We start from the raw sequence: 25,092 nt of genomic DNA, 5'->3' as shown, positions 1-25,092 counted from the left end.
AAGGTGCCAGAGGGGACAGCGGTGCGCTGTCCCCGGGTGAATCAGCTTTCAATAGTGATTTTGGGCAGTTGGGGTTTGTGCAGGGAAACTTTCTCCGTCGGCGCGATAACCTTGGCTTCGCCGGAGACCACCTTCTGGCCATTCTGGTTCCGCACATCACACGCGACAACGACCCGGTTCTTCGGCTCCTTGCGCAGCACTTTCAGGTTAACCGTCAGTGTGTCATCGAGCTTCACCGGGCGTTTGAATGACAGGCTTTGTTCCAGGTAAATGGTTCCGGGGCCCGGCATTACCGTTGCCAGCGCTGCCGAGATCAGGGAGCCGCTCCACATGCCATGGGCAATACGTTCCTTGAACGTGGAGCCAGCGGCAAAATCGGAGTCCAGGTGTAACGGATTCACATCACCGGAGACCGCAGCAAACAGCACCAGTTCGTCTTCGGAAAGGGTGCGTGTGAAGGTGGCGGTATCGCCCTCGTTCAGCTCGTCATAGGTAATATTTTCAAGAGTATCAAGGGTATCGCTCATGGTGCGCTCCGCACGGTTGCCATTTAAGTACAGGTGTTCGGGTAAGAACCTCGAAAACTACCTCATCGGTTACAAAACTGCTATTCTCTCCCCACTTTTTTGAGGCTGATACTTTTGTAGGGTTGATTTTTTGATCAACCTGACATCGGTAAATCATTACAATCAAAAGCGCCAAACAGGAGATGGTGATGGATTTTGAGAAGTTCTATCAGGACAAGTACCCCGCCGGCGTACCTCGCGAGGTCGACCTGAGCAAATACAAAAGCATGGTGGATGTGTTTGAGCAGGCCGTTAAAAAGTTTGCTGACCGTCCTGCCTTCTCCGCTGTTGGCGCAACGCTCTCCTATCGTGACCTAGACACCCAGAGCCGCAACTTTGCAGCCTGGATACAGAACAAGACCGACCTGAAACCTGGCGACCGTATCGCGGTTCAGATGCCCAACGTCGGTCAGTATCCGGTGGTTGTGTTTGGCGCCATGCGTGCCGGCCTGATTGTGGTGAACACCAACCCCTTGTACACCACGCGGGAAATGGAGCATCAGTTCAACGATTCCGGTGCCAAGGCCTTGGTGGTGCTGGCCAACATGGCCGAGAACGCCGAAAAAGTATTACCCCACACCGGCATTGAGCACGTCATCGTAACTGAAATTGCCGACATGCATTCGCCGATCAAGCGCACCCTGATGAACGGGGTGATCAAGCATGTCAAAAAAATGGTGCCTCCGTTCAACCTTCCCCAGGCCCATAAACTGCCGGCGGTACTCAGTGCCGGTGGCCGTGAAAAGTTCACGCCGATTGACTGCAAGCAGGACGATATCGCTGTTCTTCAGTACACCGGCGGCACTACTGGCGTGGCCAAAGGCGCCATGCTGACCCACGGCAACCTGGTGGCAAACCTGCTGCAGACCCGCCCGATGATGGAGGGTATGGTTGTCGAGGGGCAGGAGGTTGTTATTGCGCCTCTGCCGCTGTACCACATTTACTCCTTCACCCTGAACTGCGGCATCATGCTTGAGGCTGGTGCCCACAACGTTCTGATTCCGAACCCCAGAGACATCCCGGGTTTTGTGAAGGAGCTGAAAAATCACAAGTTCACTGCATTCCTGGGCCTCAACACCCTGTTCGTAGCGCTTTGCAACAACGAGGAATTCCAGGACCTGGACTTTAGCAACTTGAAGCTTACCTCCTCCGGCGGTATGGCTCTGACCACCGACACTGCGAAAATGTGGCAGCGGGTAACTGGCTGTGAGATCTGCGAAGGCTTCGGTATGACGGAAACGTCGCCAGTGGTGACCTTTAATCCTCCCAGTGCCATCCAGATCGGCACCATCGGCCTGCCCATTCCTTCCACCCTCGTTCAGACCCTGGACGAAGAGGGCAATGAAACCCCGTTAGGTGAGCCCGGTGAGCTGTGCGTCAAAGGCCCTCAGGTTATGCGCGGGTACTGGCAACGCCCGGAAGACACTCAGAAGTCCTTCACTGAGGACGGTTTCCTGCGCACTGGTGACATCGCCCTGATCCAGGAAGACGGCTACATCCGTATCGTCGATCGCAAGAAGGACATGATCATCGTATCGGGCTTCAATGTGTTCCCGAACGAGATTGAGGATGTGGTCAGCAGCCATCCGAAGGTGGTCGAGTGTGCCGCCGTGGGTATTTCCGATGCCAAGAGTGGTGAGGCGGTGAAGGTTTACCTGGTGCCGACTGCTGAGGGCGTGACCGAGAACGAACTCAAGGAGTTTTGTCGCGAGCGTCTGACAGCTTACAAAGTGCCCAAGCACTTTGAATTCCGCGATGAACTGCCCAAGACCAACGTGGGCAAGATTCTGCGGCGCGAACTGCGGGACGAGGCCAATAACAAGTAAGCCAGTTCCAGGCTCGTAAAGGAAAACCCTGCTTCGGCGGGGTTTTCCGTTTTTAAGAACCGGACTTTCCCGATAGACTGTCGCCAAACCCGATCCGAGTGAGCGCAATTCCGGCACTTCAATGACAGACACCACTTCCGATACGCCCAGAACATCGACCCTCAAGCCCGATGGCGAAGCCGCCGTCAAGGCCATGATGGAGCAGCTGGACGCCTGTAACCAGCAGGAAGCGGCACGCATCGTCAAAACCGTTGCCCGTACCAAGGGCAAGCCGGGCCAGAAGGACCTGGAAAAAATGGCCAATTGGCTGGAGCGTGGGCTTGAGAAAGTTCAGCAGCGCCACGCCTTACACAAGCCGGCCAGCTTTCCTGAGGGTCTTCCGGTTTCCGAGCGGGTGGACGATATCCGGGAGGCCATCGAAAACCATCAGGTGGTGATCATTGCCGGGGAGACCGGTTCCGGCAAAACCACCCAGATTCCGAAAATCTGCATGAACAGTGGCCGGGGTATCCGGGGATTGATTGGCCACACCCAGCCCCGCCGTATTGCCGCCCGCAGTGTGGCGGCCCGGATTGCAGAGGAAATCGGCGAACAGGTCGGCCAGCAGATCGGCTATCAGGTGCGATTCACCGATAACACCTCGGAGCAGTCCCGGGTCAAGGTGATGACCGACGGTATCCTGCTGGCGGAGGTTCAGCACGACCGGTTTCTGGATCGCTACGACACCCTGATTATCGACGAAGCCCACGAGCGCAGCCTCAACATCGACTTTCTGCTTGGCTACCTGCGCCAGCTCCTGCCCAAGCGGCCGGACCTGAAAGTCATCATCACCTCTGCGACCATCGAGGTTGACCGGTTCAGCGAATTCTTCGACAAGGCCCCTGTGATCGAAGTGAGTGGGCGGACCTATCCGGTGGATATCCGTTACCGGCCGTTGACTGGCGATGAAGATGACCGGGATCAGGGCTGGACCGACGGGGTACTGAGTGCCCTGGACGAAATCGAGCAGCATGAGCGTAGCGAAAAGAAGCCCCCCGGCGATGTTCTGGTGTTTCTGCCCGGCGAGCGGGAAATCCGGAACCTGAGCAAGGTTCTTCGCCATGTCGACCTGAAGCATACTGAAGTGCTGCCGCTGTATTCCCGCCTGAGCAATGCCGAGCAGAACCGGGTGTTCCAGTCCCACAAGGGCCGACGTCTTGTGCTCTCGACCAACGTGGCGGAAACCTCCCTGACGGTGCCGGGTATTCGCTATGTGATCGATACCGGCGTTGCCCGGATCAGCCGTTACAGCGTTCGTTCCAAGATCCAGCGGTTGCCGATAGAACCCGTTTCCCAGGCCAGTGCCAATCAGAGAGCCGGTCGGTGTGGTCGTGTAGCGCCGGGCATCTGCTTCCGGCTTTACGACGAAACCGACTTTATCAATCGCCCGGAATACACCGATCCGGAAATCCTGCGCACCAATCTGGCTTCCGTTATCCTGCAGATGGCTACTTCCGGGCTTGGCGAGATCCGGCAGTTCCCGTTTCTGGAAGCGCCGGACAAACGGCAGGTCAACGATGGCTACAAGCTGCTGGAAGAGCTTGGGGCAGTTGATGACAAACGCCGTGTTACCAAACTGGGGCGAACCATGGCCCGCCTGCCGCTTGATCCGCGGCTGGCCAGAATGCTGGTAACCGCCGCCGACCTTGGCAGCCTGTCGGAAACCCTGGTGATTATTGCCGGGTTGAGTGTTCAGGATCCCCGTGAGCGTCCGCAGGACAAACAGCAGGCCGCCGATCAGGCCCACGCTCCGTTCAATGACAAGGAATCGGATTTTATAACCCTGCTGAATGTCTGGAACTTCTATGAGGAGCAGCGGCAGGAGTTGTCCCAGAACCAGATGAAGAAGGTCTGCCAGAAGAGCTTCCTGAGCTGGATGCGAATGCGGGAATGGCGGGATATCCACCGTCAGCTAACCCTGATCTGCCGTGAACAGAAGCTCTCGGTGAACAAGGATGCGGCGAGCTACGAATCACTTCACAAGTCTATTCTGGCCGGCCTGCTGGGGCAGGTGGCTGTCAAGGTCGAGAAAAAGGAATACCTGGCCACCCGCAACCGGAAGGTGATGATTTTTCCCGGCTCCAAGGTGTCCAAAACCGGCCCCAAGTGGATTGTTGCCACCGAGATTGTCGAAACCAGCCGGGTGTTTGCCCGGGTGGTGGCGTCCATTCAGCCGGAATGGATTGAGCCCCTGGCTGGTCACATCGTCAAACACCACTATTTTGAGCCCCATTGGGAACAGAAAAGGGCCCAGGTGATGGGCTACGAGAAGGTGACGCTTTACGGTCTGGATATCGTGGCCAAACGGCGGATTCCCTACGCCAAAGTGGACCCGGCCGAATGCCGGAATCTGTTCATTCGACGGGCGCTGGTCGAGGGTGATTACCGGTCCAGGGCGCCATTCATTGCCCGTAACCGGGAAATGCTGGATACGGTTGAAAATCTCGAAAAGAAAACCCGGCGGCGGGATCTTCTGGTAGACGATGAAGTGCTGGTGGCGTTCTACGATGAGCGCTTGCCGGCGGATATCGTTAGCGGGCGCCATTTCGAGAGTTGGTGGAAAGGCCTGTCGGCAGAGCAGCTGAAGGATCTGGAGCTGACTGAAGAAGACATCCTCCAGCGCCCGGTCGACGCCCAGGCGGCGGATCTGTACCCGGATTACCTGGAGTGGGAAGGTGTGCGCTACCCGTTGAGTTACGAGTTCGAACCCACCAGTGAACAGGACGGCGTTACCCTTCAGGTGCCGTTGATGGCGCTCAAACAGATTCCGTCCCGTCGTCTGGAATGGCTGGTGCCGGGGCTGTTACGGGAGAAATGCATAGCGTTGGTGAAGTCGCTCCCCAAGGCATTGCGGCGCAATTTTGTGCCGGTGCCGGATTTTGTTGATGCCGCACTGGCCAATCTCCAGCCATCCAATGAGCCGCTGGCGTTGCAGCTGGGCGCACAACTGCGCCGGATGACTGGCGTGCGAATCGACCCGGAGGCCTGGTCCCAGGCGGAATTGCCCAGGCATTTGCGGATGAACCTCCGGGTTATGGGGGATGGTGGAAAGGCGATTGCCGAAAGCCGGGATACCACGGAGCTGCAGGGGCAGCTTGAGGGCCGGGCAGAGGAGGCGCTGGCTTCGGCAACCAGTGAAAATTCCTCAAAAGAACCGGTGGGTGAGTATACCGACTGGCAGTTCGGACAATTGCCCGAACAGGTGCAGACCGAGAAAGGCGGAATGCAGGTAACGGTCTATCCGGCACTGGAAGACCTCGGCAAACAGGTCCGGCAGATTCGTTGCCTGGACCGGTTGACGGCAGAGGATACCACCCGCAAAGCGGTTGCCCGTCTGATTCTCAACCGGTTCGGCAGGACCCTGGATGATCTGGAGCGCAAACTTCCGCGTTTCCGGCAATCCGCCCTGATGTTTGCCCCGGTGGGCCAGGCGAAGGTTCTGCTGGACGACCTGCTGCTGGCGACGGCCATGCAGCATTTTCTCATCGAAGGTATCCCCAGAAGTGCCGATGACTTCGACCAGATGTTTGACAGGCATCGGGGCGATTTCATTCCAGCACTCGAACTGGCCGACGAACGGCTGTTCCAGGCCATGTCCGGTTACCAGAAAGTGGCCAAGCAGCTGAAAGGAAAGATTAACCTGGCACTGGCGAATAGTATGGCGGACCTGAAGTTCCAGTTGCAGAACCTGGTTTATCCGGGGTTCCTGGTAGAGACACCACCGGAGTGGCTGGCGGAATTCGGGCGCTACTTCGAGGCTGCCCTGGTCCGACTGGAAAAGATGCCCCGGGAGATGGGCCGCGAGCGCGAGTTCCTGCATACCATCGAGCCGCTCTGGTCACGGTATGCGGTAAAGCGGGACGAACAGCAGCGCCAGGGTGTGCGGGACCCGGAACTGGTGCTGTACCGGTGGATGCTCGAGGAGTTCCGGGTATCGTTTTTTGCCCAACAATTGGGCACGGTAATGACGGTATCGGTAAAACGGATGGACCGGCAGTGGGAGAAGACCAGGGTTTAAGGCGCCGATAGACCCGCACCAATCAGGTGCCGCTGACCGATTCCCGGCGGGCAAAACCCGGAGACTGTGTTAGTATTTCTGACAGTGGATTTCCTGACATCCTGTTTTCACTATCATGACGTGGGGTTAGCGTGATTAAAGCCGTTATTAGCGGGACCGGTCTCTACACACCGCCAGCAACCATCGATAACGACGAACTGGTGGAAGCCTTTAACCAGTACGTCGAACTGTTTAATGCGGAGAATGCAGACGCCATTGCCCAGGGCGAGGTTGCTCCATTGCAGCCATCCTCTTCTGCCTTCATTGAAAAAGCCTCCGGCATCAAGCGCCGTCATGTCATCGACAAGGATGGCATCCTTGACCCGAAGCGCATGACGCCTTACATCCCGGAGCGCGATAACGAAGAGCCCTCCGTTCAATGCGAAATGGCCGTGGCAGCCTGCCGCGAAGCTCTGGAGCAGGCAGGTAAGTCCGTGCAGGACGTTGATGCCGTTATTGTCGCCTGTTCGAATCTGCAACGCGCCTACCCGGCGATTTCCATCGAAGTTCAGGAAGCATTGGGGATCGACGGGTTTGCCTATGACATGAACGTGGCCTGCAGCTCGGCCACCTTTGGCCTGCAAGCCGCCGTGAATTCCGTGGAAAACGGCAGTGCCCGTTCCGTGCTCGTGGTGAGCCCGGAGATCTGCTCCGGCCACCTGAATTTCCGGGACCGGGACAGCCATTTCATTTTCGGTGACGCCTGCACCGCGATTCTTGTGGAACGGGAAGAGGATACCCGCGCAGGGCAGGGGTTCGAGATTCTCGGCACCAGCCTGAAGACGAAATTCTCCAATAACATCCGGAACAATTTCGGCTTCCTGAACCGTGCGGACGAATCCGGCATTGGCAAACCTGACAAGCTGTTTGTCCAGCAGGGTCGCAAGGTGTTCAAGGAAGTCTCGCCGCTGGTGGCTGAGACCATTATGAACCAGCTCCAGAGCCTCTCGCTTGCACCGGACGATCTTCGGCGCATGTGGCTGCATCAGGCCAACCTCAATATGAATCAGCTGATTGCCCGCAAGGTGCTGGGCCGTGACGCCAACGAAGATGAGGCGCCGGTTATTCTGGATGAGTACGCCAATACCAGCTCTGCAGGCTCGATCATTGCGTTCCACAAGCACAAGGAAGATCTTGTGAGTGGCGATCTTGGCGTTATCTGCTCGTTCGGTGCGGGTTATTCCATCGGCAGCGTAGTGGTACGCCGCCGATAGGTTCGGCAGCGTTACCCGGTTGCCAGTGCTCTCAGGGTATCTGGCAACCGCGCAGATGAACGGGTTGCCCGGTCAAACCACACAATTTTTGCATAGCCTTCTGCATATACGGCGCCGGTTTCGGCATCTGTCAGCAAATGATAGGTATCGAGGCTGGTGTTGCCTGCCTTGTCAGCGTATGTTTTCACCTCGACCGTTGCCGGATGATTCAATTCCTTTAGAAAGGTGGCACTGGTCTTTATAATAACTGGGCCGGTTGGCTCCTCGGGACCGCCGAGTTCCAGTGACGCCAGCCACACAATCCGCGCTTCCTCGAAAAAACGGAAGTAGACTGTATTGTTGGCGTGGCCGTAGGCGTCCATGTCTCCCCAGCGGAGAGGCATGGTAATTGTATTTACAAGATTTCCCGGTACTGACATCGGGTTCCTCCGGAACAACGGTTCAATAATGATAAGAAAAGCGCCGGTATTTTTGACGAATCGAGACGAATTAAACAACCCAAGAGCAGACGATGAAACAACTTTTTACCCGGCGCCGGCCAACAGCGATTGTCATTCTTCTTGCCCTGGCAGTGTTTTTTCCAGTCAGCCAGGCGGCAGCCCAGACAATGCAGGAACCCGCTCCTGCAGGCTCCGTTCCGGTTGATCCCAAGGATCCTTACGAAAGCTGGAATCGCAAGGTCTTTACCTTCAACGATACCATTGATCGCTGGGTTCTGAAGCCTGTGGCCCAGGCCTACCGTACATTTACTCCGCAATTGATTGATCGGGGCATCACCAACTTCTTCAATAACCTGACCGAACTCCGGAACTTTACCAACAGCGTGCTCCAGTTGAAGGGAGAGTCCGCCGTGGTAGCTGTAGGTCGTTTCACTTATAACACAACCTTCGGGCTCGGCGGCCTGATCGATGTTGCCACTGCCTTTGATCTGCCAGAGCGGCCGGAAGATTTCGGCCAGACGCTTGGTTACTGGGGGACAAAGTCGGGGCCTTATCTGATGTTACCTTTTCTTGGCCCGTCTACGCCCCGGCATTTTGGCGGATTTTTGACTGACGGGTTTGCTTTGCCGTCGGCTTGGGATGCCGTGGAGAGTCCGGACGTTTACTTTGCCAGGGCGGTGCAGATTGTCGATAAACGGGCGGATTTGATCCCGGCGGAAAGCTTCATATCCGGCGACAGTTATACTTTTGTTCGCAACGCGTTTTTGCAACGTCGCGAGTTCATGATTAACGACGGTAAGGTAATCAATGATCCGTTCGCCAGTGGCGATGATGAAAATCTGATGCTGGATGATTTCTGAGTTTCAGCCCGGGCGAAAGGAGTTCAGCGGTGCTCAAGGATCCAAGAATAACGAAATTCCGGAGAATGCTGGCCGAAGCGCCCAACTACGAGGTGTGGAAGGCAGCCGCGCTGGAACTGGATTTCCTGGAAGGAAATGCGGAGTGGAAGGAGGACTTTGCCTCCGACTATTACCATTACGAGCTCATTTACGATCGGCTGAGCAATCTCAAGCAGTATCGGCAGCAGAATGATTTCGAACGCCTCAAGCGTGCCCTGCGTGAGGGGCTGCACCATGACCTGGGAAACATGGGAAACCCGGCGCTTTATACCCGGTCACGGGTGGGCACCAAACACCTGATCGAGGAATACATTACCCAGGTTTGTGAAGCCCTCGACTATCTGTGTGATCACCCGGTACCTGGTTTTCCGGTCGCGGATAAACTCCAGTTTTTCCGGGATACGCTTACCAGCTATGGTCGTCCGGCTCTGCTGCTCAGTGGCGGTGCAACACTGGGCATGTTCCATTTCGGGGTGATCAAGGCGCTTTGGGAGAAAGGGCTTTTGCCCCAGGTGATTGCCGGCTCCAGTATCGGTGCCATTATTGCCGGTATTCTCGGTGTCCATACGGATGCGGAAGTGCCGGAAATGCTGGTGCCCGAGAACCACAATCTCAATGCCTGGAAATGGCGGGGCCTGCTCAGTGCGGTGCGGGGCGACGGTCTTATGGACCAGGAGCAGCTGCGATCCTGCCTGCGGGCCAACATTGGTGAGTATACCTTTGAGGAAGCCTACCAGCGGACAGGCCGCTCCATTAACGTCAGCGTTTCGCCGGTGCAGGCGCATCAGAAGTCCCGTCTGCTTTGTGGCTATACCTCTCCCTACCTGATGGTATGGAGTGCGGTATTGGCCAGTGCGGCGGTGCCGGGTATTTTTCCGCCGGTCACGCTGATGAAGAAGGATATCCATGGCAATACACTGCCTTATATGCCGCGCCTGAAATTCGTAGACGGTTCGGTTGTAAGCGACTTGCCCATTGAGCGCCTGATGCACCTGTACGATGTGAACTTCACCATCGCGAGCCAGACCAATCCCCATGTTGTACCGTTTCTCAGCCAGCAGGGCAGGGACGAAAAACTCTCCCTGGCAAACCTGCCCATGCATCTGATGAAATCTGAAATACAGTTTCACGGCCAGGGGGTGTTCGATTACTTGCGGAAACGGCTAAGGCCGGAACTCTTGCGGCAGATGTCCGGTCAGTTGTACACGATTATGGCCCAGCGGTACTCGGGAGATGTCACCATCGCGCCCAACTACTCCTTCAGAGACTTTCGACGGATGTTGTCGAATCCGGACCCGGCCTATGTTCGGGAAATGATTCTTGCCGGCGAACGGGCCACCTGGCCGAAGATCTCCATGATCCGTTCCCACGCCCGCATCTCCAAGACTCTGGAGCGTTGCGTTCGACGGCTGAAACAGCAGAACCGGCGCACGGCGGAACTCAGACTGATCAATAACGCGGATTCCGGTACGTCCTGATATGTATTACGACTTTTTCGGCTTTCGCGAACCACCGTTTTCCATCGCCCCGGACCCCCGTTATCTCTATCTCAGTGACCGCCACAAGGAAGCTTTGGCGCACCTGATGTACGGGGTTCAGGGCCAGGGTGGTTTTATTGTCATTACTGGCGAAGTGGGAACGGGAAAAACCACCGTTTCCCGCTGCTTTATTGAAAATGCCCCAGATAACGTCGACATTGCACTGGTTCTGAACCCCCGCCTGTCTGCCCGGGAGTTGCTGTCATCCATCTGCGATGAGCTGGAGATTCCCCACGACATTGGCGCCACCATCAAGGAGCTGGTTGATTTGATCAACCAGGATCTGCTGAAGGCCCATGCGGCCGGCCGCCATAAGGTGTTGATGATTGATGAGGCCCAGAATCTGTCTGCAGACGTTCTGGAGCAACTGAGACTGCTCACCAACCTGGAAACCGCCGAGAAAAAACTGCTGCAGATTGTCCTGCTTGGCCAGCCGGAGTTGCAGGAGATACTTGCCCTTCCGGAGCTGCGGCAACTGAACCAGCGGGTAACTGCGCGGTATCACCTTGATGCCATTGGCAAGAACGAGCTGCCTGCTTACCTGCGTTACCGGCTCAGCGTTGCCGGCATGCGCGGGGATATTTTTTCCCCTCGGGCCGTTCAGCGACTGTACCGGGAAAGTCAGGGCATTCCCCGGCTGATCAATCTGATCAGTGACCGGGCGCTGCTTGGGGCCTACGCGGAAGGTGAGCACGAAATTACCGCTGATCATATTAGGCACGCAGCGAAAGAGGTTCGTGGCCCTTCCATCGGCCCCCGGCCGTCGCGGCAAGGCGGCTCACCAGACAGGTCCCAGTATCTGATCGTTGCGGCATCGGTGCTTGTTGCCATCATCGGAACCGCCTGGCTGTTTGAGCGTTGGGCCCCGGGCGAGCCGGCTCTGGCAGAGCAGCCCGCGGCGGAACCATTGCAGGGTGCAATTGAGCGGGTTGCGGATGAACCGGCCCAAATGGTCGAAGCGGAAATGCCGGACTCGGCGGATACCGGGGATAGCACTTCAATACCTGAGCCTCAGGCCCTTGCAAAACTGGAGGTGCCCGGCCAGTTGCTCGATCCGGCCGAAGCGTTCCGAATGCTGTTCGGGATCTGGGGGCGCGATTATCAACCCGCCGATGCGCCAGTGGCCTGTGATTTTGCGAGTGAAAACGGGTTGGCGTGTCTGGAGCGGCAGGGCAGCCGCAGGAGTCTTGAGTTTCTGGACCGCCCGGTGATGTTGCAGCTTCAGGACCAGGCCGGCAACAGCGGTTATGTGGTGATTCGCCACCTGGATGGCGACACCGCCGAAGTCGCGTTGCCCTCCGGTAACGTGGAGCTATCGTTCGCCAGTATCGAGCCTTACTGGTTTGGGGAATACCGGGTATTGTGGCGCCTTCCGGAATACCTCACGGGCGACGGCTTCTACAGCACCGACAACGGCCAACAGTTATGGATTGGCGCCCGGATGATGGAACTGGCGGAGGCGCTCAGTGCCAGTCGCCCCGAAAGCGATCAGATCAAACGGATGAGTGCCGAGGAGCAGGTGCGCTGGTACCAGTCCGCCCGTGGTCTTACCGTTGACGGAATTGCCGGAGCCATGACCATTATCCAGATGAATAACGATCTTGAGGCGTCTGTTCCCCGACTTCAGCCTTCAGAGTCAGGCAATCGGTCGGGCAATCGGTCAGGCAATCGAGAGTAGCTATGTCTTATATTCTTGACGCATTGAGAAAATCCGAAACGGAGCGCCGCCAGGGCCGGGTACCCGACCTTGGCCAACAGGTGCAGCTAATTCACCGGCCAAAAAAGAAACGGGTATCGCCGGTGATTTGGGTCGCTGTGGCCCTGCTGCTCAACGCCGGTGTGCTGGCTTTTGTTTTCTGGCCAGGCTTCCTGCCACCAGATCAACCGGCCGAACAGGTTGAGGCGTCACCAGCGCCAGAGCCGGAACTGGAACCAGGGTTAGAGTCACCCGAAGCGACGGCAGCAGTGAAGGAATCCGAACCGGATAAGCCGATCGCAGAGGCCGAAAACCTGCCAGAATCGTCTGTCAGCCCGCCAGACGCCGAGACTGTTGCTGTGCCCGTACCCCGTGAGCGGGCGACCATTATTGTTCCGTCATCCGATTCATCGCAGACTTTTCCGCCCTTGCCGGCGACTGAGCAGGCGGGCAGGGTGCCCCATCTGGTAGAGTTGCCCCTTTCGTTTCAGAAGAGTGTTCCGGACTTGACCTTTAACAGCCATATCTACTCCTCATCTCCGGCGTCCCGCCGTGTCATGATTAATAATGCCTATCTGCGCATCGGTGACGCGTTTGCCGGTTTACGGGTGGAAGACATCACCGAGGAGGGAGTCGTGCTTAGCCTTAACGGACAACGCTTCCGGGTGGGTGTGGTCCGGGATTGGGTGAGCCCCCGATAATGGCGCTGACTGACGACACCAAGCAGGAGATTCAGCAGGGCTACCGGGATGTGCTGGCAGGCAAGGATATCCGTGCCCGCTACGGCCAGCGGTTGATGATCGCCGAAATTGCAAAATACATGGGCGAGATCACCGAGAACGATGGCCAGAGAACCTCGCCGGCTTCAGCGTGCGTTGTCGAGGCGGGGACCGGTACCGGTAAGACCCTGGCTTATCTGATTGCGGCAATTCCTGTGGCCAAGGCCTTGGGTAAAACCCTGGTTATCTCCACGGCCACTGTTGCATTGCAGGATCAGATTGTTCTGAAAGACCTCCCGGATCTTAAAAAACACAGCAAGATGGCTTTCAACTGGACCCTCGCCAAGGGTCGGGGCCGGTACCTGTGCATGTCCAGACTGGAGGCACGCCTGCACGACGAGGGCAATGGCGACAGCGATACCATGCCGCTGTTCCTGCTGGATGGTCCCAAGTCCGAAGAGCCGGGCACCCGGGCTTTCTTCGAGGAGATGCTCGCCAGTTACGGTTCAAGAAACTGGGATGGCGACCGGGACCACTGGCCAGAGCAGATTCCGGACGATGTCTGGCGCCAGGTCACCACGGATCACCGGCAATGCACCAACCGCCACTGCAGCTACTTCGACAGTTGCGCGTTTTTCGATGCCCGCAAAGATCTGGATGATGCCGATATCGTGGTGGCGAACCACGATCTGGTGCTTGCGGATCTGGCGCTCGGTGGCGGTGCCATTTTGCCCGAACCTGAAAATGCGTTGTACATTTTTGATGAGGCCCACCATCTTCCGGACAAGGCGCTGAACCATTTTGCAGCATCGGTACCGCTGAATTCCACACGCCAGTGGCTGAAGCAACTCTCCCAGGCGCTGGTCAAAATGCAACCTTACCTGCCTGGAGGTAGCCAGGCGACCAAGACACTGGACCGCATTGGCTCTGCATCCCGGGATGTCGATCTGGTTCTGGCCAGGGTCTATGAGGAAGCCGAACAGAACACCGGCTGGGAATTCAACGAGGAGCGCCGAACCGCCCAGTGGCGTTACCCGGAAGGTGAGCTACCGGAAGCCATGGCGGATCTGTCGGCCGAGAGCCGGATAGCCACGGCCAACCTGGTGCGCCAGCTCGGCGTGCTTGCGGATGAGCTGCAGGGCGCGTTTGATGAGCGCAAGGAACACGAGATTGACCGGGAAACCGCCGAAGCCTGGTACCCGGTGATCGGCTCTTTCCATAGCCGGGCTGAAGATCAGTTGAGACTCTGGACCGCCTGGTGCGAGGGAGGAGGCAGCCCGCCACCCGCGCGCTGGGCAGTCCGGCAGCGTTGGGATCATGCCGAAGACATTACGCTCTACAGCTCTCCGGTACTGGCGGACAATCTGCTGTATTCCCGGCTCTGGTCCCGGGCTTATGGGGCCGTGCTGACAAGCGCGACTCTGACAGCCCTTGGGCGGTTTGACCGCCTCAATTCCCGGGCCGGACTGCCTCAGGACAGCCGGTTTCTGGTGGTGCCCAGTTCCTTCCGTTATGCCGAAATGGCAACGGTGGAAGTGCCTGCTATGTCGGCCATGCCCACGGATGATGGGTTTACCGATGAGCTGATCAAACGGTTACCCGACTTGTGGGCAGGTGAAAAGGCAACCCTGGTGCTGTTCACGTCCCGGCGCCAGATGATCCAGGTTCGGGATGCACTGGCTCCGGAGTATCCGGACCTGATCATTACCCAGGACGACATGGCCAAGGGTGAAGTGCTTCGGCGGCATTGCAGCCGCGTGGACGAGGGGCGGCCCAGTGTACTCTTCGGGGTTGCCAGTTTTGCCGAGGGTATCGACCTGCCGGGTAAGTACCTGCACCACGTGGTTATTACCAGGCTGCCGTTCTCGGTGCCGGATGATCCGATAGAGGCAAGCCTTGCGGAATGGGTGAGCCAGCGCGGAGGCAATCCGTTTATGGAAATCACGGTGCCCGATGCCTCGATCAAGTTGGTTCAGGCGGTCGGGCGCTTGCTCAGAACCGAGCAGGACACCGGTCGGGTGACCATTCTGGATCGCCGCATCATCGCCAGGCGCTACGGCCAGCTGTTGCTGGATGCCCTGCCGCCGTTCCGGCGGATGATTGAACGCTGATCGTCCCCAACACAACCTTCTCCAGCACACCCTTTTCAGCACATACCCCGCCCATAAAAAAAGAGCCAGCCCAGATGGGTTGGCTCTCATCGAAGGGGTCCTTTCGAACCCGGGCGTCGAAACAACGCGGAACAAGAAATCTGAAGGCCTGAAGTTTCAGAAATCCTGGTAAGGTTTCCCTCACCGTTGAGCAAATGATAGAGCAGCAGGGGGCGTAAACGGATCGTCCAAAGGGCGTAGTAGGCTTAGAAAGTTCCGGAAAAATGTGATGGAGGTCACAGTTTCTGGGCGCTACTGTCAGTTATCAAGGAGCCCGAGTTCCCGCGCACGGGCCAGCGCTTCGGTTCTTCGGCCCACGCCCAGCTTGCCGTAAAGGTTGCGGATGTGGGCCTTGACGGTGGCTGGAGCCACACTCATCCGGGAGGCAATCTCCTTGTTGGCATGGCCCTGGTGAATCAGTGCAAGCACTTCCAGCTCCCGTTGGCTGAGAGGCTCCGGAAGGGTTTCTGGTGTTTGGGGTGAACGCTCAGGCGAAACTTCAGTCGCTACGGTTGTTGTTCCAGCCCTATCTTCCTGTTTCAGAAGCATGGCTCGCACGCTGCTGTTCCAGCTCCCCGGTGCGTTCAGCGCGGGTAGAGAAAGAAGGAGTGAACGAAGGTATGGGCTTTCTTCTGCCAGCAGCCGCATAAATCCGGCTTCGGTGGCCCGGGTTATTGCCCGGGTGAGCATTTGTTGGGACTCTTCTTTGCGGTCCTGAAGTGCCAGAGCCTCGCCATAGACCAGCAGGATCTCTACCAGATGACGGTTGTGGGCGTTACGTTCGGCGGGCTGCAGGAGGGCGCTGAGAATTTCCTGGGCCCGTTCAGGTTGGCCCAAAGCCACGAGCACCCGCGCCTCACTGATCCGGTTCTGTTCCAGGTTCAGGGGGTTGGTGTACTCGACATCCACTCTTGCATCGAGACAGGCCCGGGCTTTGTCCGGGTAACCGCTGGCCAGGTAGCATCGGGCCAGCAAGGCGGTGCTGGCCGGTGGCTCGAAAAGTATCTGGTCCCGGCGCTTCCGGGCGGTCTGGGCCGCGTCCTCCAGCGCCTCGATGGCCTCCTGCAGTTTGCCCTCGCTGAAGGCAAGGTGGCCGCGGACGTACTGGATGACTACGTGCTGTCCGGCTTCAGTGCCCCGCTCCACGTGTTCAAGCAATGGTTGAAGGTGGGTGGCCGCAAGCTCGGGATGGTCCCGTTCCCGATGAATTTCGCACAAGGTGCTGTTCTGCCAGCAGGAAATCAGCCTGGGCTGGCTGGGATCCGCATAGTGCCGATCCACCCACTGCCGGATATCGGTGCAGGTATCCAGGGCGAGGTCGATATCGCCACGGTTGTACTGGATCCAGGCCAGTAATCCGCCGCTGGAGAGAACGGTACTTGGCTTTTGTTCCACCTGACCATAACGGACGGCGGACTGCAGGGCGTCTTCGGCTTCGGCCAGCTCGCCCTTGCCGTAGTAGTCGAGGCCCAGACCGTAATAGGTCACCGATTTCAGGGGGATGCGGGTATGGTCGATTTCTTTCAGAACCTGCCGTGTGAGATCGGTGGCGCTTTTGTCATCGCTGCGGGTCCGGGCGAGGTAGGAGCGCATCAGCGAAATTTCGCTCTGGAGCCCGAGCGCCCCCTCGGCATCCGGATGGGAATCTGCCACATGCCGGTCGAGGAGATCTTCCAGTGAGGTCAGCAATGGCGCCAGGGAGTCCACGCGGTTGGCAAAGAACAGCCCCCAGATCCGCAGCATCTGGAGTTGTGGGTTGTCGGTGACCAGATTCCGGGGGAGGGCGTCGAGCCAGTTCAGAACCGGTAAATGATAGCCACCGTGAATCAGGTTATTGCCATGCTCAGCCAGTACCCGGGCCAACCAGTGCCAGTCTTCGTGATGGACGATCTGGGCAATGCCTTCCTGCACATGGCCATGGCCCAGCAGCCAGTCTACGGTTCCCTGCCATAATCGTTCTGCCTTCTCGGGTTGGCGATGACGAATACGAAGAAGAAGGGCATCCCGGAACAGATCGTGATATCGAAACCACTCGTTCCGGGTGTCGAGGGGGATCAGGAACAGGTTCTGGCTGAGCAATTTCTCCAGAATTTCCTGGCTGTCGTCGGAGCTGCGGATCGAATCACATAATGAGGCACACAGGCGGGGACAGCAGGCGGTTTCCAGCAGAAAATCCGCAAGCTCCGCGGGCTGTTGGTCCAGTACCTCGCTCAACACATAATCACTGATATGGCGCTCGTCGAGATCAATCTGCTTCGTTCCTCCTGAGCTGCCTTTGCCGGACAGTGCCGACAGCTGCATGGCGGCAACCCAGCCTTCTGTCTTCCGGCAAATTGCCCGGACGTCTTCCTCGGAAATCTCCAGGCCCATGGTGTCCTGGAAAAATTGCCGGCACTCATCTTCTGAAAATGCCAGCAGGCCAGGATGTATGTCCTGAATCCAGCGGCGCACCCGCCACCGCGCCAGGGGCAGCGGCGGTTCGGTCCGGGAAGCAAGGGTGACGGTAACGCCAGGAGACAGGTAATCGACAAAATAGGCGAATTGCCGGTGTATGGCGGGGTCGTGAATAAAATGGAAGTCGTCCAGCACCAGGACCCAGGGGCTGCCATCCCGGGCGAGGGTGTTGATCAGCCCGGTAATGGCTTCGGTGAAGGCCTCATCATTGCTGTGGGCCAGCTGTTTACGTAGCTCAGCGGCTCCTGTCAGGCCGGCGTGTTCGAAGGCGCCGGTAACATACTGCCAGAAGCGCCTCGGCTCATCATCGTGTTCGTCCAGTGAAAGCCATGCGGTCGGCGACGACGATCGCGAGCACCATTGAGCGACCAGGGTGGTTTTGCCGAACCCTGCAGGTGCAATCACCAGGTTCAGACGTCTCGGGCTATCGGGTTCAAGGAGCGCGCTCAACCGTTCGCGTTTTACCGCGCGGGGATCCGAGGTAGGCCTGAGGAATTTGGTGGTCAGCTGCATGATTTCCCTGAAAGGTGGAGCGTATCGATTAGGGATTGTGTCCTTTGTCACGACCAAGTCAAGGGCCGCGCTGCCACTTTAATCGCCACTTCATCACTACTTCTTCACTGCAGGGTTTTATCAAAGGCTGCGGAAATGCAATTTTGGTCTAAACTGTGTGGAAGGAAATTCCTATATTAAAAAAGAATGAAAAGTTGTATTTTTATGCGTATTCTTCTTCAAGGTCCTTCGATCGCCAGGGAGCAACAGACTCAATGAAACTACAACAGTTGCGCTATATCTGGGAAGTTGCGCATCACGACCTGAATGTGTCCGCAACCGCTCAAAGCCTCTTTACCTCTCAACCCGGTATCTCCAAGCAAATCCGTCTGCTGGAGGACGAGCTGGGCCTGGAGGTGTTCGCCCGCAGCGGTAAACACCTGACCCGTATTACCCCGGGCGGGGAGATCATTATCCGGGAAGCGGGAGAGATTCTGCGGCGGGTGGAGGGCATAAAGAAAATTGCCCAGGAATTCAGCAACCAGCGCAAGGGTGACCTTAGCCTTGCCACCACCCACACCCAGGCCCGTTACGCGCTGCCGCCTGTGATCAGTGGGTTTATTGAGGAGTACCCGGACGTTTCCCTGCACATGCACCAGGGAACGCCCATGCAGATCTCCGAGATGGCCGCCAACGGCGCCGTTGACTTCGCCATTGCCACAGAGGCCATGGAGCTGTTCAACGACCTGATCATGATGCCCTGCTACCGGTGGAACCGCAGTGTGATCGTGCCCAAGGATCACCCATTGGCCAAGCTGCCGGAACTGACGCTGCCTGAGCTGGCGGAATACCCGCTGGTTACCTACGTATTCGGTTTTACCGGTCGGTCCAAGCTGGACGAAGCGTTCCAGACCCAGGGGCTAACGCCCAAAGTGGTGTTCACCGCAGCGGATGCGGACGTTATCAAGACGTACGTGCGGCTTGGCCTCGGTGTCGGCATCATCGCCAGCATGGCATTCGACCCGAAAACCGATACCGATCTGGTCGCTTTGGATGCCCGAAAACTGTTCCGCCCCAGCGTGACGCGAATCGGCTTCCGTAAGGGCACCTTCCTTCGGGGGTATATGTACGACTTCATCCAGCGCTTTGCGCCGCATCTCACCAAGGAAAAGGTAGACGAAGCGGTTGCGCACCAGGGCAGTCGGTCAGAAATAGAGGAGTTGTTCAGGGATATCGAGCTACCCACCTATTGAGCGGTGAGCGCGGGTAGCTCGCTGCCCGATCATTCCCGGGCGATCAGGTTGCCGGCATGGAGGCCACACTCTTTCTGGGTGGCTTCTTCCCACCACCAGCGGCCTTCCCGCTCATGTTGTCCAGGCAGGACAGGGCGGGTGCAGGGCTGGCAGCCGATGCTTACAAACCCTTTCTCGTGCAGTTCGTTGTATGGCGCTTCAGTCATGCGGATGTAATCCCAGACTTCCTTCGAGGTCCAGTTCGCCAACGGGTTGAACTTCACCAGGGATTTATCATTGGTGGAGAAGGCCGTGTCTTCCTGAACCACCGGCACGTCATTACGGGTGCCCGGGCTCTGATCCTTGCGTTGGCCGGTTATCCAGGCATCAACTGTTGCCAGCTTGCGCCGCAGCGGATTGACCTTGCGGATGCCACAGCATTCTCCGTGGCCGTCTTCGAAAAAGCTGAACAGGCCTTTCTTGTTAACCAGGTCCTGAACTTCTTGAGCGTCCGGAAACAGAATCTCAATCTCGATGCCATAGTGCTTACGAACGCGTTCCACAAACTCGTAGGTTTCCGGATGCAGGCGCCCGGTATCCAGAGTGAATACCCGTAGATTGTCGGTAAGCTTGTGTGCCATCTCAATCAGTACCACGTCTTCCGCACCGCTGAAGGAAATCGCGATGTTGTCGTACTGTTTCAGAGCGGCCTTGAGAATCGAACGGGGGCTCTGGCCTTCGAGCTCGTCCCGCAAGGTTTGAATATCGGTCATGTGCCGGAATCACCTTATCTAAATGTGCGAAAAGGCTACCATTAAATACCTCATACCCTGAAGGAATGACAATCTATATGGTTATTCCGCCGTTTTTCGCGGTTAGCTTTCACTTCCACGATGCATTCCCACCCGGTTTTTCTTATCATACGCTCCGTATCCCGGCCGGTGGATTTTCCGCTGCTGCCCCCTACCAATCAATCAGGAGATCGTTGTGGAACTCGCATGCCTTGACCTTGAAGGAGTATTGATCCCGGAAATCTGGATCGCGTTCGCCGAAAAAACCGGCATTGATGAGCTCAAGGCCACTACCCGCGACATTCCGGATTACGATGTCCTGATGAAGCAGCGCCTGAAACTGCTGGACCAGCACGGCTACGGGCTGCCCCAGATCCAGGAAGTGATTGGTGAGCTGGACCCGCTTCCTGGTGCCCGGGAATTCCTGGACTGGCTGCGTGAGCGTTTTCAGGTGGTAATTCTCTCAGACACCTTCTACGAATTCGCCATGCCGCTGATGAAGAAGCTGGGCTATCCGGCATTGCTGTGCCACAAGCTTGAAGTCGCAGATGACGGCCAGATCACCAACTACCTGTTACGCCAGCGTGATCCGAAGCGCCAGTCTGTACGGGCCTTCCAGCTGCTGAACTACCGTGTGATTGCTGCTGGGGACTCCTACAATGATACCACCATGCTGGGGCAGGCAGAGCAGGGCATTCTGTTTCATGCGCCCCAGAATGTGATTGATGAGTTTCCGCAGTTCCCGGCGGTGCATAACTTTGATGACCTGAGGCAGGAGTTCCTCAAGGCCAGTAACATACACACCGCCTGACTCCTTTCCAGCTCCGGCCAGGTGTCAGAAGAAAGCCTTCTTCTGACACCTGCGTTCCAATCGAACACCGGCCTTATTCAATCACCAACTCTTCCAGAAACCGCATCAAAGGCCCCACCTTCGCCAGAGTCTCCTGATACTCCGCCTCAGGATCCGAATCCGCCACGATACCGCCACCGCCCCAGCAACGAATGGTGCCCTCGCCGTCACACAGCATGGTCCGTATCGCGATATTGCTGTCCAGCGTGCCATCCAGTCCCCGGTAGAACACTGAACCGCAGTAGGGCCCACGCCAATGGGGCTCCAGTTCCCGGATGATTTCCATTGCCCGGATCTTGGGCGCTCCGGTAATGGAGCCCCCGGGAAAAGCATCGAACAGGGCCTTCATGGGTGTAACACCATCCGCAAGTTCCGCCCGGATATGGCTGACCAGGTGGTGGACGTTGCGGTAGGACTCCAGGGCAAACAGTTTGTCGACTTTCACACTGCCGGTTTTGGCATTCAGGCTGAGATCGTTGCGTAGCAGATCCACGATCATCAGGTTTTCGGCGATGTCTTTTTCTGAAGCCTGAAGCTCGGCTGCGAGAGAGGCATCCTCTATGGTGGTTTTACCTCGGGGGCGGGTGCCTTTGATGGGGCTTGTCTTGACTGTGCGTCCTTTAATTTCGAGGAATCGTTCTGGTGAGATGGATAGTACGGAGTACTCTCCGCAGCGCACGAAAGCGCTATAGGGCGTAGGGTTAGCGTCTGCCAGTGCCTGAAAAGCGCACCAGGGTTCACCAGAGAACTTTCCGACAAATTCCTGCGACAGGTTGGCCTGATAGCAGTCGCCGGCATGGATGTAATCGCGGACGGACTGGACGTTTACCTTGAAGGCTTCGGGTGTTTGTCTGGATTTGAAGGGTTCCGTGACCTTCCAGGAGCACGGTTCAATTTCAGTCTGAAAAGAACGTGAAAGCCATTCATTGATCTGAGTGACCAGACTATCCGGGCACTCTGGATGTATCCAGAGGTAATAGTCACCGGTTTGCCGGTTATGACTGGCCAGCCAAAGGTAAAGACCGGCGGCGAGCAAAGGTACTGGTGGCGTGGGGCAGATGGGAGCGAGTCTCGGCTCCCGGACGTAACCCAACTCGTAACTCAGAAAGCCAATCCACCCTCCCACCAGGCAGTTGAGGTCAACCTGGCAACCCGCATACTTATCCGCTTCGGTTTCCATTTCTTCGGCTAAACCTACGATCCCACGACTATCAGCATCGCCCGGATGCAGAGCCCGGCTTTGGGCTGCATCGCATGAGAAGCCACTCCAGGCGCCACGCCCCGGGCCGTTGCCCACGGTACCCAAATGGACAAAATCACTTTTCTTCGAAGCCTCTTGAAGCAGGCGAGTGAATTCATCCCGGGACAGCTGGCGGGTTGTGGCAGGGCTCAAGATACCTCCGGATAATTTTGAAAGAATGATAAACAGGGCACAAAACAGGCATTGTCGGAATTGTCGGGCCACTGATCTAATGAAAACGGAATAGGAGGGTGGTGGCTGACTTTTCGGTATTTTATCGCACTAAAGCCGGCGCTTCCTCAGTAAACAACGGAATATAAGGACAACAACGATCATGAGGCACATGAAACCGCTTTTTCTATCCACTCTGCTAGTACTGGCAGCCGTGTCACCCGCCTCTCTGGCGCAAGATGGGTTTGATGAAGATATACCAGATCGCAATGCTCTAGCTGACGGCAAGTTAACCTCGGATGAGATCAAGAAATACGCCGCGCTCGCTGCGAAGCATATCCAGGAGTTGACTGCCGTTGCCCGTGAGGAGGTAGGGAGTGAGCTTGAGCAGAGTGGTGTGGTGATCCCTGCTGCATGGATGATGATGAATGATGGAGAGGTTAAACGGGTTCGACTGGGTGAGAGTGGAGAGAAAGCTGCGGCAACCATGAAGGTGCTTATGTTCAGGGCAGCTTTAAAGTCACTCGCCCGACACGGGAAGATTCTCGGTACTGCAATAGTCTATGCGGGCACAGTGGAAGGGGAAAAGGACACCCGGGTTCTGGCTATCGAACATGAGCATCGCCTGGGGCTCTCAGGTTTACAGGTTGTGCCATATCGCTTTGATCAGGGTGATCTGAGTTTTGGTAAACCCAACACCCAGAAAAAGCCATATGAGCTCTTCTATGACGGCCGGAAAGCTGAGAGTGAAGGGCAGACCCAAGGCAAAACGTGACGCGAATCCGTTTTGTAACGGTTTGTTTCGGAGTAGTTGAGAATTGTGAGTGCAATCACGGATTCGGACTGTAAAACAATCTTAAATGGAATTGTGGGATCGCAGATCCTGCTACAAAAAATACAGACTCACACAAGAACAAAGATGAGTTTATAAGGAGAAAAGAATGAAAGGCCTGAAGAAAATTGCACTTGCTACAGCCGTAGCCGCCGCTCCGTTCGCCGCTCAGGCAGAACTGACGGCAATGAATGACTCTGCGATGGGTAACGTCACCGGTCAGGCCGGTGTGACCATCGAGCTCGAAACCCAGGTAAGCATCGGTCAGTTCAAGTACACCGATACTAACAGCGGTGCCGCTGGTGAAATTGGTGGTGGTTCTTTCACCGTGAACGACATTGAGCTGGGCGGTGCTGGTCTTATCACCGGTTCCTCCGCTATCTTTGACACCAATAGCGACGGAACTCCTGATCTTGCTGCATCTCAGCTTTTGGACGATTTGTCTATCGACATCGACCTGGCTTCTGACGGCGATGCTGTCATTTCTGTTCACACTATTAGTGGCCTGCCGATTGACTGGGGCTTCACAGCTTCTTCAATGAATTTGGAAGGCACAGACAGCACCACTCTGATTTCGGGCCTGAGCGCCTGGGGTATGCTGGCCAAGCTGGACATCCGGGTTGATACTGAAGATGCGGCCACTAACCTTGGCGGTACCGGTGACGGTTCTTTGAACATAGACACGGCCTTCACCGTGAATAATATGGAGTTTGACGTTCCATTCCTGGCGGTAGGCGTGCGCGGCATGTCAGTTACCGGAGCCGGAGCGAACTTCGATTACAATGGTGACGGTGTCGTTGATCTTGCCGATACAGATCTCGACGGTAGTAACACTGCGGGAGACACGAGTGCGGAGAGAGTCCACATGGGCTTTGCAAAGGTCAATCTCGACGTTTACAAAGGGAATGGCCTTGGTGCATCTACTGCAACAGACGTGCTGCGAGTTGATGTCAACGATGTCGTAATGGACGTGAACGTGGGTGGTGTTCTTATCGGTGGAACCAGCATCGGTTCCGTTGCTCTGGACAACCTGCATGTTCAGAACACCCGCCTGGCTGTCTACGGTCACTAATCTGACCTGACACCCAAGTTGGTGAAGCGCCCCGCGTTGCGGGGCGTTTTTGTAGGCAATAGAAAAACCCCAAGACAATAAAAAACGGCGACCAATCAATGGCTGCCGTTTTGTATTTCAGGACCAGAGGAACCCGCCGTTACTGATCCGGCACCGCAATAGAAAGATCAAACCCACCCCCCGGCCGCGGCGTCAGCGTAATCGGCCCTTCATTAATCGCCTGGGGAATCTGGATCTGATCAATGCCCGGCGGATTGCCGATGCTGAAATTCAGGTTCTGCCCGTCAAAGCCAATCCCCAATTGGTCATTAAGAAACGTCTGGGTGAAAGGTTCCTCCGGAATCTGGGCCTGTTGCCCGAAGATCAGAGGCGGCAAAGTCTGAGAAAACTCGGCCGGAGGCTGGGCCCGTGCGAGTTCCTCTTGTGGAAGTAGCAGGGCGCGGCGCAGGAATTCTTCTTCAGCACTTTCCAGGGCATCGGTTTTGCCTTCGTCCATGTAACGCTGAAGGGCTTCACGGTAGGCTTCTTCTTCGGCCTCGGTCAGAACCGGCTCGCCGGGAGAAATTGTGAGGGAGCGGATGATGCGCTGGCGGTCTGCTTCGGTTTTCTGGCGTGCTTTCGGCACAACAATAACCGCGGAATCCTTGACGTAGGTGTCCACCATCTCATCGGATGTCATGGCCTGGACCCCTCCCAAGGAGGGTGAAGACATGACCAGCCCGCTTATGGCGGTGGCGAGCAGGTGTCGGCGTTTCATAATGTTGCCTCTGGCTGTGTAAAAAGCACACTCCTTTTTTTGAGTATTCGGTTTGTC

18 protein-coding genes are annotated in these 25,092 nt (G+C 56.8%); 12 read left to right on the top strand and 6 right to left on the bottom strand.

Annotated features, from left to right (window positions below):
• Positions 1–41: 41 nt before the first annotated feature.
• Positions 42–527, bottom strand: a complete 486-nt coding sequence (locus CLH62_RS01545; RefSeq protein WP_099616396.1) for a MaoC/PaaZ C-terminal domain-containing protein — start codon at positions 525–527, stop codon at positions 42–44.
• Between the two features lie 188 nt (positions 528–715).
• On the opposite strand from CLH62_RS01545, the gene CLH62_RS01540 reads away from it, so the two are divergent.
• The 3 genes from CLH62_RS01540 to CLH62_RS01530 all read left to right on the top strand — a co-directional run bounded on the left by CLH62_RS01540 (position 716) and on the right by CLH62_RS01530 (position 7,702).
• A complete protein-coding gene (locus tag CLH62_RS01540) occupies positions 716–2,392 on the top strand; it encodes an AMP-binding protein (RefSeq protein ID WP_099616395.1) in 1,677 nt (558 codons plus the stop codon).
• A 121-nt stretch (positions 2,393–2,513) separates the two neighbouring features.
• Entirely contained in the window at positions 2,514–6,449 is a 3,936-nt protein-coding gene (gene hrpA, locus CLH62_RS01535) for an ATP-dependent RNA helicase HrpA (RefSeq protein ID WP_211285629.1), read from the top strand.
• A 131-nt stretch (positions 6,450–6,580) separates the two neighbouring features.
• Positions 6,581–7,702, top strand: coding sequence for a beta-ketoacyl-ACP synthase III (locus tag CLH62_RS01530; protein ID WP_099616394.1), 1,122 nt, complete (start codon positions 6,581–6,583; stop codon positions 7,700–7,702).
• 11 nt (positions 7,703–7,713) lie between these two features.
• Here CLH62_RS01530 and CLH62_RS01525 read toward each other — a convergent pair whose 3' ends face one another.
• The gene (locus CLH62_RS01525; RefSeq protein ID WP_099616393.1) at positions 7,714–8,121 is read right to left on the bottom strand and encodes an acyl-CoA thioesterase; all 408 of its coding nucleotides are present in this window, start codon (positions 8,119–8,121) and stop codon (positions 7,714–7,716) included.
• Positions 8,122–8,213: 92 nt separating this feature from the next.
• Between CLH62_RS01525 and CLH62_RS01520 the strand changes: the two genes are divergently transcribed.
• The 5 genes from CLH62_RS01520 to dinG are packed head-to-tail and all read left to right on the top strand — an operon-like array spanning position 8,214 to position 15,105.
• Positions 8,214–9,002: an MlaA family lipoprotein gene (locus CLH62_RS01520; RefSeq protein WP_099616392.1), complete on the top strand. Its 789-nt coding sequence runs from the start codon at positions 8,214–8,216 to the stop codon at positions 9,000–9,002.
• A 29-nt stretch (positions 9,003–9,031) separates the two neighbouring features.
• A complete protein-coding gene (locus tag CLH62_RS01515; protein WP_099616391.1) occupies positions 9,032–10,519 on the top strand; it encodes a DUF3336 domain-containing protein in 1,488 nt (495 codons plus the stop codon).
• 1 nt (position 10,520) lies between these two features.
• Positions 10,521–12,257 carry an ExeA family protein gene (locus CLH62_RS01510; protein WP_099616390.1) on the top strand — a complete coding sequence of 579 codons (1,737 nt, stop codon included), beginning with the start codon at positions 10,521–10,523 and terminating at the stop codon, positions 12,255–12,257.
• Between the two features lie 2 nt (positions 12,258–12,259).
• Positions 12,260–12,976, top strand: a complete 717-nt coding sequence (locus CLH62_RS01505) for a general secretion pathway protein GspB (RefSeq protein ID WP_099616389.1) — start codon at positions 12,260–12,262, stop codon at positions 12,974–12,976.
• On the top strand, positions 12,976–15,105 hold the full coding sequence (gene dinG / locus CLH62_RS01500) for an ATP-dependent DNA helicase DinG (RefSeq protein WP_099616388.1): 2,130 nt from the start codon (positions 12,976–12,978) through the stop codon (positions 15,103–15,105). The genes CLH62_RS01505 and dinG overlap by 1 nt, the downstream gene beginning before the upstream one ends.
• 297 nt (positions 15,106–15,402) lie before the next feature.
• Here the strand turns inward: dinG and CLH62_RS01495 are convergent, their stop codons facing one another.
• A complete protein-coding gene (locus CLH62_RS01495; protein ID WP_099616387.1) occupies positions 15,403–18,111 on the bottom strand; it encodes a winged helix-turn-helix domain-containing protein in 2,709 nt (902 codons plus the stop codon).
• Positions 18,112–18,365: 254 nt separating this feature from the next.
• Between CLH62_RS01495 and cysB the strand changes: the two genes are divergently transcribed.
• Positions 18,366–19,343: an HTH-type transcriptional regulator CysB gene (gene cysB / locus CLH62_RS01490; protein ID WP_099616386.1), complete on the top strand. Its 978-nt coding sequence runs from the start codon at positions 18,366–18,368 to the stop codon at positions 19,341–19,343.
• A 29-nt stretch (positions 19,344–19,372) separates the two neighbouring features.
• Here the strand turns inward: cysB and CLH62_RS01485 are convergent, their stop codons facing one another.
• Positions 19,373–20,095 carry a phosphoadenylyl-sulfate reductase gene (locus CLH62_RS01485; protein ID WP_099616385.1) on the bottom strand — a complete coding sequence of 241 codons (723 nt, stop codon included), beginning with the start codon at positions 20,093–20,095 and terminating at the stop codon, positions 19,373–19,375.
• A 214-nt stretch (positions 20,096–20,309) separates the two neighbouring features.
• Here CLH62_RS01485 and thrH point away from each other — a divergent pair, with 214 nt between their 5' ends.
• Positions 20,310–20,924, top strand: coding sequence for a bifunctional phosphoserine phosphatase/homoserine phosphotransferase ThrH (thrH, locus tag CLH62_RS01480; protein ID WP_099616384.1), 615 nt, complete (start codon positions 20,310–20,312; stop codon positions 20,922–20,924).
• A 73-nt stretch (positions 20,925–20,997) separates the two neighbouring features.
• On the opposite strand, the gene pabB is transcribed toward thrH, so the two are convergent.
• Positions 20,998–22,356, bottom strand: a complete 1,359-nt coding sequence (gene pabB / locus CLH62_RS01475; RefSeq protein ID WP_099616383.1) for an aminodeoxychorismate synthase component I — start codon at positions 22,354–22,356, stop codon at positions 20,998–21,000.
• 181 nt (positions 22,357–22,537) lie between these two features.
• Between pabB and CLH62_RS01470 the strand changes: the two genes are divergently transcribed.
• Both CLH62_RS01470 and CLH62_RS01465 read left to right on the top strand, forming a co-directional pair.
• Complete coding sequence (locus CLH62_RS01470; protein WP_099616382.1) at positions 22,538–23,149, top strand: hypothetical protein; 612 nt, start codon at positions 22,538–22,540, stop codon at positions 23,147–23,149.
• A gap of 166 nt (positions 23,150–23,315) precedes the next feature.
• Positions 23,316–24,278: a DUF6160 family protein gene (locus CLH62_RS01465; RefSeq protein WP_099616381.1), complete on the top strand. Its 963-nt coding sequence runs from the start codon at positions 23,316–23,318 to the stop codon at positions 24,276–24,278.
• Between the two features lie 139 nt (positions 24,279–24,417).
• Here the strand turns inward: CLH62_RS01465 and CLH62_RS01460 are convergent, their stop codons facing one another.
• On the bottom strand, positions 24,418–25,035 hold the full coding sequence (locus CLH62_RS01460) for a hypothetical protein (protein WP_099616380.1): 618 nt from the start codon (positions 25,033–25,035) through the stop codon (positions 24,418–24,420).
• Positions 25,036–25,092: the final 57 nt, after the last annotated feature.

Source organism: Marinobacter guineae, assembly GCF_002744735.1.
Classification (GTDB): domain Bacteria; phylum Pseudomonadota; class Gammaproteobacteria; order Pseudomonadales; family Oleiphilaceae; genus Marinobacter; species Marinobacter guineae.
The sequence above is the reverse complement of the archived record's forward strand: the minus strand, read 5'-3'. Positions and strand labels throughout refer to the sequence as shown.

What these genes read in the sequence shown, in the direction of transcription:
- CLH62_RS01545 (WP_099616396.1), bottom strand. Translation starts at nt 527, where the DNA reads ATGAGCGATACCCTTGATACTCTTGAAAATATTACCTATGACGAGCTG.
- CLH62_RS01540 (WP_099616395.1), top strand. Translation starts at nt 716, where the DNA reads ATGGATTTTGAGAAGTTCTATCAGGACAAGTACCCCGCCGGCGTACCT.
- hrpA (WP_211285629.1), top strand. Translation starts at nt 2,514, where the DNA reads ATGACAGACACCACTTCCGATACGCCCAGAACATCGACCCTCAAGCCC.
- CLH62_RS01525 (WP_099616393.1), bottom strand. Translation starts at nt 8,121, where the DNA reads ATGTCAGTACCGGGAAATCTTGTAAATACAATTACCATGCCTCTCCGC.
- CLH62_RS01520 (WP_099616392.1), top strand. Translation starts at nt 8,214, where the DNA reads ATGAAACAACTTTTTACCCGGCGCCGGCCAACAGCGATTGTCATTCTT.
- CLH62_RS01510 (WP_099616390.1), top strand. Translation starts at nt 10,521, where the DNA reads ATGTATTACGACTTTTTCGGCTTTCGCGAACCACCGTTTTCCATCGCC.
- CLH62_RS01505 (WP_099616389.1), top strand. Translation starts at nt 12,260, where the DNA reads ATGTCTTATATTCTTGACGCATTGAGAAAATCCGAAACGGAGCGCCGC.
- dinG (WP_099616388.1), top strand. Translation starts at nt 12,976, where the DNA reads ATGGCGCTGACTGACGACACCAAGCAGGAGATTCAGCAGGGCTACCGG.
- CLH62_RS01495 (WP_099616387.1), bottom strand. Translation starts at nt 18,111, where the DNA reads ATGCAGCTGACCACCAAATTCCTCAGGCCTACCTCGGATCCCCGCGCG.
- cysB (WP_099616386.1), top strand. Translation starts at nt 18,366, where the DNA reads ATGAAACTACAACAGTTGCGCTATATCTGGGAAGTTGCGCATCACGAC.
- CLH62_RS01485 (WP_099616385.1), bottom strand. Translation starts at nt 20,095, where the DNA reads ATGACCGATATTCAAACCTTGCGGGACGAGCTCGAAGGCCAGAGCCCC.
- CLH62_RS01470 (WP_099616382.1), top strand. Translation starts at nt 22,538, where the DNA reads ATGAGGCACATGAAACCGCTTTTTCTATCCACTCTGCTAGTACTGGCA.
- CLH62_RS01465 (WP_099616381.1), top strand. Translation starts at nt 23,316, where the DNA reads ATGAAAGGCCTGAAGAAAATTGCACTTGCTACAGCCGTAGCCGCCGCT.
- CLH62_RS01460 (WP_099616380.1), bottom strand. Translation starts at nt 25,035, where the DNA reads ATGAAACGCCGACACCTGCTCGCCACCGCCATAAGCGGGCTGGTCATG.